The organism is Parapedobacter sp., assembly GCF_053550995.1.
In genome coordinates, this window is sequence record NZ_JBMQOC010000012.1 from 1 (window position 1) to 13,096 (window position 13,096).

Below are 13,096 nucleotides of genomic sequence, written 5' to 3' on the forward strand. Positions count from 1 at the left end.
AGTTTTGGGTTTCTCGATGTGAGGTTTTGCAAGCGCTTGGTGCGCGAGGTTACCCATTCCGAAGGGGTATCGGTACCGGTAATCAATGAGTTCCCCGCGGCATCTTTGGGCTCGCCCTCGCTGATCACCAACACGACTTTGCCGTCGATGTCGATTCCCTCCAGGTCGTCATACGCCGCCTCGCTAATGCCGTAGCCGATGAAGACAATATCTTTGGTGTTGACGGTGGTTTCAGGTCCGCCGCCCACGAAATAAAAATCCTCGCCGTTGGTAAATGACTTGCCGTTGATCGTAAATTCGCTGACGCTGAACTGTGTGCGCGTCAATTTGACGGACTGGAAGTACGAACCGTCTACCGGGCCGGCCAACCCCAGCCGTTTGAACTCGTTGGCGATGTATTCCGCCGCTTTTTCACCTCCCGGTTCACCGGTACCACGGCCTTCGAATTCGGCCGAAGCGAGGATGGAGAGGTGTGCCCGGGCCGTTTCAGGGGTGATCTCGGCGGCATATTTCAGCTGCACCGGGTCTTGGGCCATAATGCATCCGTAAAAGACTGGGATGAGGAATAACGATAATAATTGCTTCATGGTGTTTTTTATGAGATGTGAGACATCAGATATGAGACATTAGACACTAAACAATAGACAACAAACCATTGACAATTAACCATTAACACGACATTTTATTCACACGGTTGGCATGCCTGCCGCCTTCAAAATCGGTGGTAAGAAACTTGTTGATGATAGCTTTCGCCAGTTCCACGTCGATGAATCGGGCAGGGATACACACCATATTGGCATTGTTGTGCTGCCGCGCCAAGGCCGCCAATTCTTCCTGCCAGCAGATGGCGGCACGAATCCCCTGGTGCTTATTGGCCGTGATGGCCACACCGTTGGCGCTGCCGCATATCAGTATGCCCCGGTCGAATTCACCGCATTCCACGGCCGCTGCCACGGGATGGGCGAAGTCGGGATAATCCACCGAATCAGTGCTATGGGCGCCAAAGTCCTTGACAGTGTAGCCCGCCTGTGTCAGGAAGTCTATCAACTCGGTTTTGTAGGTAAAACCGGCATGGTCTCCGCCAATGGCGATGGTGAGTGGTGTCGTCATGATGGATACTATTTCTTTTCTTCCGCTTGTTTTTCGTCCTCGTTGTAAAACTCGGCCTCAGCTTTCATCCGTTTCTTATACACCCGCGAAGCGACGACAATACTCAACTCATAGAGTAAAAACATCGGGAAGCTAACGGTCAGCATCGTAATGATGTCGGGAGTCGGCGTGATGATGGCCGCTGTTATCAAAATAACCACCACGGCATATTGGCGCGATTTCCGCATGAACTGCGGCGTCATGATGCCCAGCTTCGAAAGGATGAAGATGATGATGGGTAGCTCAAAGATAATACCGCATCCCAACGTGAGCGTGGCTACGAACGAAAGGTAGTTCTGCACGGTGATGGTGTTCGCGATGTCGCCGCTAATGGAGTAGTTGGCCAAGAAGTTCATGGCCAGCGGAACGACCACGTAGTAACCAAATAAGATCCCTAGGATGAACAGGAGACTGGCGTAAAGAACGAAGCCACTGGCCGATTTCCGCTCGATATCGGTCAGTGCGGGTTTGATGAACAGCCATACCTCATACAAGAGGTAGGGAAAGCCCAGCATCACGGCGATAATCAATGATGAATTGATCTGGAGGATAAACTGCCCTGCCATCTGTGTGTTGATGATGGTGCCGGGTACTTCCGTCACGCAGAAATCGGGCGCATTGACCCAGTCGGCGATTCGGCACATCAATCGATAGGTCCAGAAATCGGCGTTCTTTGGCCCCATGATAATGTCGTCGAAAATGAAATCGTAAAACGAGAATGCGACGATCATAAAGACCATGATGGCAATGGCCGACCGGATCAGGTGCCAGCGTAATACTTCCAGGTGGTCAAAGAATGACATCTCGGCTTCGAGGTTCTTGCCTTTTTGTTTAATGGTCTCTACGAGTTTTTTGCCGGATAATTTGCTCATGTTATTATGAAACGTGCACGGGTTGTTGCGTTAACTCCATCATCATAAAAAAGATTTACGGTGATGAAAAGCAAAAATACCATTCTATTTGATAAGAATGGTATTTTTGAAGGGATGATGTTACATTTATTTATTCACTCAGATCGAAGGTCTCCATAAACTTGGTAGTAAAGTTGCCGGCCCTGAAATTTGGGTCGCGCATCAACCGCAAGTGCAGCGGGATGGTTGTCTTGATCCCTTCGATGATAAACTCACTCAGTGCGCGCTCCATGGTACAGATGGCCTCCTCGCGGGTTTGCGCCACGCAGATGAGCTTGGCGATCATGGAGTCGTAATTGGGTGGGATGACGTAGCCTGAATAGGCGTGGGTATCTACCCGCACGCCATGGCCACCCGGCGAGTGGAAGTTGGTGATTTTGCCGGGAGAGGGCCGGAAGCCATGGAATGGGTCTTCGGCATTGATACGGCACTCGATAGCATGCATCGTGGGCTCATAACTATTGCCCGAGATGGGGATACCCGCTGCCACCTTGATTTGCTCCTTGATGAGGTCGAAGTTGATGACCTCTTCCGTAACGGGGTGTTCCACCTGGATACGGGTATTCATTTCCATGAAATAGAAATTGCGGTGCTTGTCTACAAGGAACTCAATCGTGCCCGCACCCTCGTAGTTGACCGCCTGGGCCCCTTTGATGGCTGCCTCGCCCATGGCCCGGCGGAGCTCGGGCGTAATGAACGGAGAAGGGGCCTCTTCGATGAGTTTCTGGTGGCGCCGTTGGATGGAGCAATCGCGCTCGGAAAGGTGGCATACGGTGCCGAATTGGTCGCCCACCACCTGGATTTCGATGTGGCGGGGATCTTCCACGAATTTCTCGAGGTAGATGCCATCGTTGCCGAAAGCAGCCCCGGCCTCCTGGCGTGCCGAATCCCACGCCGGCTCAAACTCTTCGTCTTTCCAGACGATGCGCATTCCCCGGCCGCCGCCACCCGCAGTGGCCTTGAGGATAACCGGGTAGCCGATTTCATTGGCTATCGCGATGCCTTCTTTCACATCGCTTACCAGTCCGTCCGATCCGGGGATGGTGGGTACGCCCGCATTCTTCATGGTTTCCTTGGCAGAAGCCTTATCACCCATCTGTTCGATCTGCTCGGCCGTGGCACCTATAAATTTGATGCCGTATTGGTTACAGATAGATGAAAAACGGGCGTTTTCGGAGAGAAAACCATAGCCCGGATGGATCGCATCGGCATTGGTGAGCTCTGCAGCTGAAATGATGTTGGGTATATTGAGGTACGAATCTTTGCTTGGCGGAGGGCCGATGCATACAGCCTCGTCGGCAAAACGTACATGCAGGCTGTCGCGATCGGCAGTGGAATATACCGCTACGCTTTTGATGCCCATTTCACGGCAGGTGCGGATGATGCGCAAAGCAATCTCCCCCCGGTTTGCTATTAGTATTTTTTTGAACATGAATGCTTAGCTATCTTCGGTAGTATGTGTTCATCGTTTGCGGTGCACAAATTATTTCGGTTCAACCAAAAATAACGGCTGGTCGTACTCTACCGGTTGGGCGTCATCTACCAAAATCTTAACGATTTTGCCCGATACTTCCGATTCGATTTCATTGAAAAGCTTCATGGCTTCAATGATGCAGACGACCTTGCCGGCACTGATGTCATCGCCAACGTTTACAAATACCGGTTTGTCTGGCGATGGCGACCGGTAGAAGGTGCCGATCATAGGCGACTTGATGGTCACGTAGTTCGACGTGTCTTCCGCCTTGGGTGCAGCTGGTTTCGGCGCTTCGGGCGCCGTAGCGGCGGGGGCCGGTGTTGCTGCGGGTAGCGGTGCCGGTGCCGATGCAGGTACGGTTGCCGTAACGTAAGTAGGGGCTTGGTTCGTTTTTATGGTGATCTTGAAATCCTCCTCTTCAATAGCCACTTCATTCACCCCCGATTTAGCAACAAACTTAATCAGGTCTTGAATCTGTTTGATATCCATGCTCATTGTTTAGTAGGTTTAATGGCCACCATTATAAACACACCATCTATTCCGAGCAGCTGCATCATTCAATTACCGCGTTGGCTGAAAAAATCATTCCGCACCGTAGCGCTGCTACGCTTTTGGACTATTTTTCCATCCGCCTTGTTCTTGAATCCTTCGCTTGCTCTCATGACGATGCTATGTTTCTAAAGGTGCCCTAAAATAAAGAATCAAAAATATTAGCTAATTTATTATATAACAAATAAAATCGGTATTTATTGCGTGCTAATCGCCATAGGCCCATTTCAGGTATACGGAGCCCCAGGTAAACCCACCGCCAAAGGCAGCAAGTATGAGGTTGTCGCCTTTTTTCAGCTGGCTTTCCCATTCCCAAAGGCAGAGAGGGATGGTGCCGGCAGTCGTGTTTCCATAGCGTTGGATGTTGACCATCACCTTTTCTTCGCTCAGTCCCATACGGTCTGCCGTGGCATCGATGATGCGCTTGTTGGCCTGATGGGGAACCAGCCAGGCCACATCATCGGCGGTAAGGTTATTGCGATCCATGATTTCAGCGGCTACATCGGCCATGTTGGTCACCGCAAATTTGAAGACCGTGCGGCCCTCTTGGTAAGCAAAGTGCAGGTCGGCATCCACCGTGGCGTGTGAAGCGGGTAGGAGAGAACCGCCTGCCTTGATGTTGAGATACGGGCAGCCCGACCCATCGCTCTTGAGGATGGAGTCCATCACGCCCAAACCTTCTTCATTCGGTTCGAGAAGAACGGCACCGCAGCCATCGCCGAAAATGATACAGGTGGTGCGGTCTTTATAATTGATGATAGACGACATTTTGTCGCCACCCACCACTAATACTTTTTTGTGCGTGCCCGCTTCGATAAACTGTGCACCGGTGGTAAGTCCGTAAATAAAGCCTGAACAAGCCGCTTGCAAATCAAAGCCCCAGGCATTTACGGCACCCACTTTATCGGCCAGGATGTTGGCCGTGGCGGGGAAGGGCATATCCGGCGTTACCGTACAAAAAATGATTAGGTCGATTTCCTCGGCACCGATGCCCCGTTTTTCCAATAAGCCGTTTACCGCCGGCACGGCCATGTCGGACGTCGCCTTTCCTTCACCTTTCAGGATACGCCGTTCCTTTATACCCGTACGCGTGGTAATCCATTCGTCGTTCGTATCAACCATGGTTTCGAGTTCCTGGTTGGTAAGGATATAATCAGGTACGTACCCGTGTACGGCCGTTACGGCAGCATGAATTTTTGACATATAGCAAATTAATTGAAAGCCTGTTTTATTCGTTCAATGATGTCGGAGTCGATCATGTTTTTAGAGAGCAGCACCATGTTTTTTATGGCTTCGGGGCTGGAGATGCCGTGCCCGATGATGACGGGTGCATTGACCCCGAGGATGGGACTACCACCGTACTGCTCGTAGTTGAAACGATCGAAAAAAGAATCCTTGAATCCTTTCTTCCGCGTTAACACATAAAATGACTCCGCTAGTTTGAGCACGATATTGCCAACGAATCCATCGCACACCATCACATCGGCTTTTTCGTCAAAGAGCTCGCGACCTTCTACGTTGCCGACAAAATTGATGTGGCTGTTTTCTTTCAAGAGAGGATAAGCCGACAGGGTAAGTGCATTCCCTTTTTCCTCTTCTTCGCCGATATTGACCAAGCCAACGGTAGGATTTGCGATGCCATACACATGCTCGGAAAAAAGACTGCCCAGTAATCCGAACTGCGGCAGCATTTCTGGTTTGCAGTCTGCATTGGCGCCCACATCGAGGAGGATACCGAAACCACTTTTGATTTTCGGCACGTTGGTGGCGATGGCCGGGCGAATGACACCGGGCACGGTTTTGACACTCAATACTGCCCCAACCAGCATAGCACCGGTATTACCGGCCGAAGCAAAGGAATCGATGGAGCCCTCTTTCAGCAGTTGAAACCCGCGGCTGATGCTCGAATTGGGTTTTTGGGCAATGGCTTTGGTGGGATGTTCGCCCATGCCGATTTGATCGGGGGCATGTACGTATTCAAAAAAAGCAGGATTTCCCCCTGCTTGTTCGATGTGTTGCTTAGCAATATCTTGGTCGCCTATGAGTACGATTTTTTGATCTTCCGAAAGCTGTTTGGCAGCTAAAATAGCACCCTGTACGGTTGCTTCCGGGGCAAAATCGCCACCCAATATATCTAAACCAATCTTCATTCGTTATTGTCGCTGAATCCGATAATACGCAAAAACACCCCAAAGTAACGCATAAAAAATCAGTTACGCGTTATGGGATGTTCGATTTTTTTGAAAGATCAATTTAGGCGGAAGCAGTGTTCTCGACGATCAATTTACCATTATAATAAAGGTTGCCATCAACCAAATATGCCCGGTGGGGTAGGTGTACAGCACCTGTTTCCTTGCAGGTTACCAAGGTGGGGCGTTCTGCTTTATAATGTGTCCTTCTTTTGTCTCTCCGCGATTTGGAGATCTTACGTTTTGGATGTGCCATCTCGTATAGTACTTATGTTGTTTATTTGCTTGTTCGTTAATCCTTCTTGGTCAATTTTGCCGATTCGGCAAAACCGACGAATTGATAACCATCAATTATATTTAATTTTCTTGAGCGCATCCCAACGGGGATCCGCTTGCTTCTCTTCCTTTTGTGCCGGTGTCAAGTCTTCCAACTTGGCCAACACGGTTTCATCGCAGGTAAGGCCGTCGCCTTGTTCGCTGCACTTGATGTAGTGCGGCACAGCTAAGTTGATGTATTCGTACAGTACCCCTGCGATATCCAACTCGTGCTCATGCCTGGCCAACACAATGATTTCTTCCGATGTTTCGGCAGCTCCTTCATCCGTGAATTTGACAATGAGCCTTTCCTCGACATCGGTTTTCGCCGGGAAAGGGGTCAAGCACACATCGCACACCAGCATCAATGTACCCGTGATGTGGAATTGCAGGATCATCATTGTTTCCTGCTTGACCAGTTTTACACGGACATTCAAGTTGCCATCTTTTACGATGGAATAATCGTAGCAATCAAAGAACGCTTTGTCAATGTCAAACGCAAAGTCGTGCGTGCCCAAGCTCAGCCCCGTAAAGGGAATCCGGTATTGCTTCAAATAATTCACCACCCCACAATTGAGCCCGCAAAGGTATATATAAATTATAAGATATGAAAGTTTTTTGTCGTTAATAGACCGCCTTTACGCTCCGTAATAATGCTTTCCTATTTCAATGCGTTCGCGGCCGTTCTCTAGGCGCCAATGGTTAGTATCCCGCAGGGAGTAAGCGCATCCGCAATATTCTTGCATATAGAATTGCTCCCGCTTGCTGATTTCCAGCATGCGCGATGAGCCTCCTTTCTTGCGCCAATTGAACGTCCAATATTTGATGCCCGGATAATGGCTGGCGGCACGTATGCCGCAGTCGTTGATCTGCTCGAAATTCTTCCAACGCGAAATACCCAACGAACTGGTGATTACGGGAAACCCATTTTCATGCGCATACAGTGCGGTGCGTTCGAAACGCATGTCAAAGCACATGGTGCAGCGGATACCGCGTTCCGGCTCATGCTCCATTCCTTTTGCACGGGCAAACCAGTCGTCCACGTCGTAGTCGGCGTCGACGAAGGGGATGTCATGCTGCTCCGCAAAACGGATGTTTTCATCCTTACGCAAGTCGTATTCTTTGCGCGGATGGATGTTGGGGTTGTAAAAGTAGATGGTGAAGTCGATGTCTGACGCAATCAATGCCTCCATCACCTCGCCAGAGCAGGGAGCACAGCACGAGTGCAGCAGTAATTTGTGGTTGCCATCGGGCAACTCCAATTTTTCACGTTTGAATCCCTTGTTATCCATTTCCTAACCACGCTAGTTGAACGGCAAAATTAGTGAATTTTCTTTACCTTTGCACAAAACTCCGCTGGATGAAGAAATCGCTTGGTTTTCGATGGATAGCACTTGGGGCATTGCTGGCTATTGCCGGTTGCATGCGCAACGATGATGAACCGGCGTATCCCAAACGGCCGATTGCCCGATTATATGTCTCGATTGAGGATTATCAGTACGATGCCGCCAGGGATGATATCAACAACGTCGTACTGATCGATCCTGCGGACACATCGGAGATGTATGTGGCATTGAACCACGATTCGGAAGCCATGGGGGGCGCCGGTATCCATTTCAGTCCGTTCGTCAGCCGACTGTTTCAGGCGGGCTATAACGATACGACCATTCGCATAATGAATGTAGGTAACCTCGGTACCTTGGGTAACTCGGGCAGCATTGGCAATGGATTGCTGAAACAGATGCGCGGAATTGCGTACCATCAACCCACGCAACTGCTTTACGTGGCAAGTGCGACAACGATTTACGGCTTCTACCAACCGATGAATCGCAATGGGTTTACCAATCCAGACCGGGTATTACGGTTAGATGCTGATATGCGGCCCTGGAGTGTATTGCTTTGGAACGACAGTTTACTGGTTTCAAATTCGGGGGGAAACAGTGGCGGGGTCGCGCTGTATGGCCATCTTTCGCAAATCGATTCGCTTGCCCCTGACTTCCAGGCGCTGTCAACCATACGTATCGAGGGTGCCAATGCTATCCGGGGGATAGCTTTCGTTGACTCCTTGGATTTATTGGTTGCGGCCGATTATGGTATGGTGCAAGACGGAAATCGGTCGGCTAGCGGCAAAGTATATATCATCGAGGGCATCAAAGCCCATTTGGCAAAGCCATCGTCCACCGTTTCACCTACCCGCACCATCAGCGGTGCGTTAACGGGGTTAACCGGGCCGGTAGATGTTGCCATAGACCCCAGGGGAGAGGCCGGCAGACGTACCATCTTCGTTGCCGACCGTGACGAACGTACCATTTCAAGGTTTCCGCTATCGGCAAACGGAAATGTTGCCCCCGAAGGAAAGGTTTCATTAGACGTGCCTGCCAATATACGCCGTCCGTTTGGTATTTACCTCGATGTGCGGGGAGAAGCAGAAGCGCGATAGCCGATTGCCTACGCCAATAGATCCAGCATCCGGTTTATTTCCTCGGTCTTTGTTGCATTGCCGGCCTGCGAATATGAGGTCGTCAGGTTGCGCAATACCCTTGTGATGATGTCTACATTGCTGCATGGCAATACGAAATTGTCATTGGGCGCGAGGTTGAGCTGCTTGAGGAATGCCACGACATCATGCCTTCCGAATATCTGCCCCCTATTGAACGCATTGATGTAAAACAGGATGCCGTCTTTGCTCTCTACGGGTGTATGGTCTTCGGTATATGCCAAAATGAAATGCTTCGGCAAATTGACTCCATATATAGGGATGTCCAATTTCTGGGCTACGATGCTGTAAATGCAGGCCAATAGGATTGGGTTGCCCTTGTGTGTTTCCAATACCTGCCCCACGTAGGAGTTTTGAGGATCGTGGTAGTTGCTTGTATTGCCCGAAAAGCCGTGTGCGTTATATAGGATGTTATTGAGGAGGCGTACTTTCTCAACCGCGCTCATGCTGTATATCATGTCCAGCCAAGCATCGCGCTTTATGGCTTCGATCTGGTTGATGATCTTTTGTTCATCCACATCCGGATACTGGTATTTGTTGACAATGATCAACCCTTGGAGCAAATCGAAAGAGCCGCTCAGCTTCCATAATTCCAATTCTTGCAATACATCTTCAAACTGGATTTTGTGGATAAGGTTCTCGATGCGGGATTGCAGCATTACATCGAATGATTGGCCCCATACCGTTTCCAGCCGGTCGATTACCTCGGGACCCATTGTGATCAGCTTCTGTTCAACATGTTGGAACACCTCGGCATCCGGGTCGTCCAACAGTTTAATCAATGAATCTATTTCTTTCTCGTTCATCTAAGACAAACTTAGCGATAATAGCGATGATATGCAATATAATTTGTTGAATATGACATGATTCTTATACCGTGTTGCCGGTATTGTGGAAATTTCTTTGGCCATATTAGGGGTATGTTGCGGTAAGGTTGTCCATGTTCATAAATGGAAGTAACTTTGGCCAAAAGCGAAACAGTGGTATATCCCGGTCCGGACACAGCCTTTGAAGAGGCATTCAAACATCATTTCAAAGCGTTGCATGCCTATGCATACACGGTGCTTCGGGATGAACTGATGGCTGAGGAAATCGTGCAGACGGTATTTTTGAAATTGTGGGAAAACCGGGAACGGATGGCGATCCACACCTCATTGCGGGCATACCTCTATAAATCGGTGTACCACGAAAGTTTGAATTACCTAAAGCATAAGAAAGTGCAACGTAAATATATGGCGGAGGCGATGGCGGAACAACAGCAGCGACAAGCTGACGAAGTGGTAGCCGACAGCGAGCTGAGGCGGCACCTGCATGCCGCGTTGCTGCGGTTGCCCGAGAAGTGCCGTACCGTATTCCAACTCAGCCGTTTCGAAGAATTGCGGTATCACGAGATTGCCGAAAGGTTGGGCATTTCGGTGAAAACCGTGGAGGCCCATATGGGGAAGGCGCTGAAACTGCTACGGCTTAGGCTGGCAGACTTCCTGCCACTATTGATTATCTTATTGCCTAATCTATGATATGATGGATGATGTATTGTTAACAAAATACCTACTGAACGAGACCAACGAATTGGAGGCCAAGACGGTACGCCAATGGATTGCGGCACATCCCGATAATGGGCGCTATTATTCCCGACTCCAGCTCATTTGGGGTGCCAGCCGGTCGCTCGCCGCGGAAAGCAGGGTCGATGAGCAAGGGGCATGGGAACGTTTTGTGGCGCGCAGGGATACCATCACAGCGTCGCAAGTACCCGTTAAATCGTTCATCCGAAAGATGGGATGGTTGCGTATGGCGGCGGTGCTAACCATTGCATTGGTGGCTGCTTTTGGAAGCTATTACCTTATGGAGACAGGCCAAACCGGTTATCGTTTTTCGGGAGCGGTACACGAGGCAGGAGGTACGGTCAATACCGACACACTGGCGGATGGTTCGGTCATCACGCTTAGTAAGTATGCATCATTGCGTTTTTCCCAAGGGCTATTCCGGCAGAAGCGGGCGGTCGAACTCCGTCGTGGGTCGGTATTTTTCGAGGTGGCGGCTGACCCGGAAAAGCCGTTTGTGATCCAGTCGGGCAAAGTGACCGTGACGGTGCTGGGTACGTCGTTCCATGTGGCACGAAACGGCGATGAAACAACGGTTACCGTCGAATCGGGGAAGGTTAAAGTAGCCGGCCTCGATAAGGCGGTAGAATTGGAAGCCCGGCAAGCGGTGACGATCAATACAGCGACACAGCACTTTGAAGAGCACCGGGTAATCGGTGTGCTCGATCATACGCCGCTATGGCGTATTGCCGGGATGCTGGAGGAAACCTACCACGTGAAAATCGTCTTTGGAAACCATACGATCCGCGACCTGCCGATGACGACGACGCTGCATCACGGTACGTTGGAGGAGACGCTGCATATCATCACGGAGACCTTGGGGGTAACCGCGACGAGGCAAGGAGATCAAATCGTACTCAATTAGGTCGGCGATGCGGTATGGTCTCATGGTTGCCGGTATGATGCTCATGGGGGTTACCTGCGTGGCGCAACCCTACCTAGCCCGCGAAATCACCATTGACCATACGGGTGCCCAACGTGTGGGCGACTTGCTGGACTCAATCGGTAAGCGGCAAGCGTTTTATTTTTCATACAACAGCGACGCGGTGGACGCCGATAGACAGGTGAATATACCCCGTTATAGTGGGACGCTGGTTGGTTTTCTCGAGCGGTTGTTTGGAGAAGACTATGTATTCAAGGAAAGCCCGGGGTACATCATTATCCGCTATGCACCCCGGCTGATAGACCTCATGGTCCGTGTTGAACAACGGCGGGGGAGGCCATTGGTGGTGGAGGGGCAGGTAAGGGACGCCGGTAATGGCGCCGTGATTAGCCAAGCCAGCATCTATGAACGTAATGTGCTTGTTTCCACGCTCTCCGGGCCGGAGGGCGATTTCCGGCTGTCGTTTCGGCGGCCCAATGAAACGATATGGCTCACGGTGAGCAAGGAAAACTACCGCGATACCACCGTAGCGCTGTTGCTGCCCGTGGAAGTCGGTTCTAAACCGACGACGCGACGGTACTGGTTCTTTCCGGAAACTGATGGTAAAGGCTTGGAAGGCACGGTACTGGGGCGGTTCTTTACCAGCTCCAAGCAGCGGATACAACGGATTAACCTCAATGGCTTCTTCGCATACAATGCTTATCAAATATCCCTCACGCCGAGGATAAGCTCGCAAGGGTTATTCAATAGCCAAGTCGTCAACCGGGTTTCGTTGAATATTATCGGCGGGCACACGGCAGGGGTGAATGGTGTTGAAGTGGGGGGGATCTTTAACCTCAACCAGCGGAATGTCCGCTATTTTCAGACCGCTGGCCTATTCAACCTGGTAGGTGGTCAAGTAAAAGGTGTGCAGGTAGCCGGCATATCCAATGTCGTGGTCGGCGAAGTGTCGGGTATTCAAGTGGGAGGTGTGAGCAATCGTTCGGGAGATGTAACCGGCATGCAGTTATCGGGCATATTTAATGTTGCGGCCGATGTTCGGGGTGTCCAGTTGGCTGGCTTGGTCAACGTTGCCGATAGCAGTGATTATCCGATCGGCTTGGTCAACCTGGTGAAAAACGGGAGTCGGAGCATAGGGCTAGGGTTCAGTGGGCTGGATATGGCGCTATTGACGTTCCGCTCGGGCGGGCGGATACTATATGGGTTGGTGGGTGCCGGCTATGGATTTGATGGTGGCCCGCAGCGGTATGGATTGGAGACCGGCCTGGGAGGGCATCTCGTAACGACGCCCATGTTCGGACTGGATGCAGAAATAGTTAACGTGATGCGGACAGGCTTCCGAAAGAACAGCACGTCAAGACAGTCGCTACGGCTGTTGCCGCGACTCCGTATGGGCGACCATTGGGGTATGGCGGTGGGACCGACGATGACCTACCTCCATCGGAGTGCCGACGGTGGCCGCGGGAAAGCGTTGCGCGTGGGCTTGTACGGGGGGCTCTCTTACTGTTGGTAGCGAGCGGGGCACATG

Annotated in this window: 14 protein-coding genes and 1 pseudogene; 4 read left to right on the top strand and 11 right to left on the bottom strand. The window is 50.9% G+C overall.

Annotation, left to right across the window (positions count from 1 at the left end):
• The 10 genes and pseudogenes from ACO1NT_RS01270 to ACO1NT_RS01315 all read right to left on the bottom strand — a co-directional run.
• A pseudogene (locus tag ACO1NT_RS01270) lies at nt 1–587 on the bottom strand (M28 family peptidase); the annotation flags it as partial.
• Nucleotides 588–669: 82 nt separating this feature from the next.
• Complete coding sequence (rpiB, locus tag ACO1NT_RS01275) at nt 670–1,110, bottom strand: ribose 5-phosphate isomerase B (protein ID WP_449046537.1); 441 nt, start codon at nt 1,108–1,110, stop codon at nt 670–672.
• Between the two features lie 8 nt (nt 1,111–1,118).
• Nucleotides 1,119–2,021 (bottom strand): twin-arginine translocase subunit TatC, encoded by a 903-nt coding sequence (tatC, locus tag ACO1NT_RS01280; RefSeq protein WP_449046538.1) that lies wholly within the window; start codon nt 2,019–2,021, stop codon nt 1,119–1,121.
• Between the two features lie 130 nt (nt 2,022–2,151).
• Nucleotides 2,152–3,492, bottom strand: a complete 1,341-nt coding sequence (gene accC / locus ACO1NT_RS01285) for an acetyl-CoA carboxylase biotin carboxylase subunit (RefSeq protein ID WP_449046539.1) — start codon at nt 3,490–3,492, stop codon at nt 2,152–2,154.
• 51 nt (nt 3,493–3,543) lie between these two features.
• A complete protein-coding gene (accB, locus tag ACO1NT_RS01290; protein WP_449046540.1) occupies nt 3,544–4,029 on the bottom strand; it encodes an acetyl-CoA carboxylase biotin carboxyl carrier protein in 486 nt (161 codons plus the stop codon).
• A gap of 261 nt (nt 4,030–4,290) precedes the next feature.
• Nucleotides 4,291–5,286: a beta-ketoacyl-ACP synthase III gene (locus tag ACO1NT_RS01295; protein ID WP_449046542.1), complete on the bottom strand. Its 996-nt coding sequence runs from the start codon at nt 5,284–5,286 to the stop codon at nt 4,291–4,293.
• An 8-nt stretch (nt 5,287–5,294) separates the two neighbouring features.
• Nucleotides 5,295–6,233 (bottom strand): phosphate acyltransferase PlsX, encoded by a 939-nt coding sequence (gene plsX / locus ACO1NT_RS01300; protein ID WP_449046543.1) that lies wholly within the window; start codon nt 6,231–6,233, stop codon nt 5,295–5,297.
• Between the two features lie 103 nt (nt 6,234–6,336).
• Complete coding sequence (gene rpmF / locus ACO1NT_RS01305) at nt 6,337–6,528, bottom strand: 50S ribosomal protein L32 (protein WP_326328603.1); 192 nt, start codon at nt 6,526–6,528, stop codon at nt 6,337–6,339.
• A 91-nt stretch (nt 6,529–6,619) separates the two neighbouring features.
• The gene (locus ACO1NT_RS01310; protein WP_449046545.1) at nt 6,620–7,150 is read right to left on the bottom strand and encodes a YceD family protein; all 531 of its coding nucleotides are present in this window, start codon (nt 7,148–7,150) and stop codon (nt 6,620–6,622) included.
• Between the two features lie 75 nt (nt 7,151–7,225).
• Nucleotides 7,226–7,879 (bottom strand): epoxyqueuosine reductase QueH, encoded by a 654-nt coding sequence (locus ACO1NT_RS01315; RefSeq protein WP_449046546.1) that lies wholly within the window; start codon nt 7,877–7,879, stop codon nt 7,226–7,228.
• Nucleotides 7,880–7,947: 68 nt separating this feature from the next.
• Here ACO1NT_RS01315 and ACO1NT_RS01320 point away from each other — a divergent pair, with 68 nt between their 5' ends.
• The gene (locus tag ACO1NT_RS01320) at nt 7,948–9,027 is read left to right on the top strand and encodes a hypothetical protein (RefSeq protein ID WP_449046547.1); all 1,080 of its coding nucleotides are present in this window, start codon (nt 7,948–7,950) and stop codon (nt 9,025–9,027) included.
• An 8-nt stretch (nt 9,028–9,035) separates the two neighbouring features.
• Here ACO1NT_RS01320 and ACO1NT_RS01325 read toward each other — a convergent pair whose 3' ends face one another.
• The gene (locus ACO1NT_RS01325) at nt 9,036–9,890 is read right to left on the bottom strand and encodes a transglutaminase-like domain-containing protein (protein WP_449046548.1); all 855 of its coding nucleotides are present in this window, start codon (nt 9,888–9,890) and stop codon (nt 9,036–9,038) included.
• Between the two features lie 156 nt (nt 9,891–10,046).
• On the opposite strand from ACO1NT_RS01325, the gene ACO1NT_RS01330 reads away from it, so the two are divergent.
• Genes ACO1NT_RS01330 through ACO1NT_RS01340 form a run of 3 tightly spaced genes read left to right on the top strand, consistent with a single transcriptional unit; the run spans nt 10,047 to nt 13,081 of the window.
• Nucleotides 10,047–10,601 carry an RNA polymerase sigma-70 factor gene (locus ACO1NT_RS01330; RefSeq protein WP_449046550.1) on the top strand — a complete coding sequence of 185 codons (555 nt, stop codon included), beginning with the start codon at nt 10,047–10,049 and terminating at the stop codon, nt 10,599–10,601.
• Nucleotide 10,602: 1 nt separating this feature from the next.
• The gene (locus tag ACO1NT_RS01335) at nt 10,603–11,550 is read left to right on the top strand and encodes a FecR family protein (protein ID WP_449046551.1); all 948 of its coding nucleotides are present in this window, start codon (nt 10,603–10,605) and stop codon (nt 11,548–11,550) included.
• 7 nt (nt 11,551–11,557) lie between these two features.
• Nucleotides 11,558–13,081 (top strand): hypothetical protein, encoded by a 1,524-nt coding sequence (locus ACO1NT_RS01340; protein ID WP_449046552.1) that lies wholly within the window; start codon nt 11,558–11,560, stop codon nt 13,079–13,081.
• Nucleotides 13,082–13,096 lie beyond the last annotated feature (15 nt).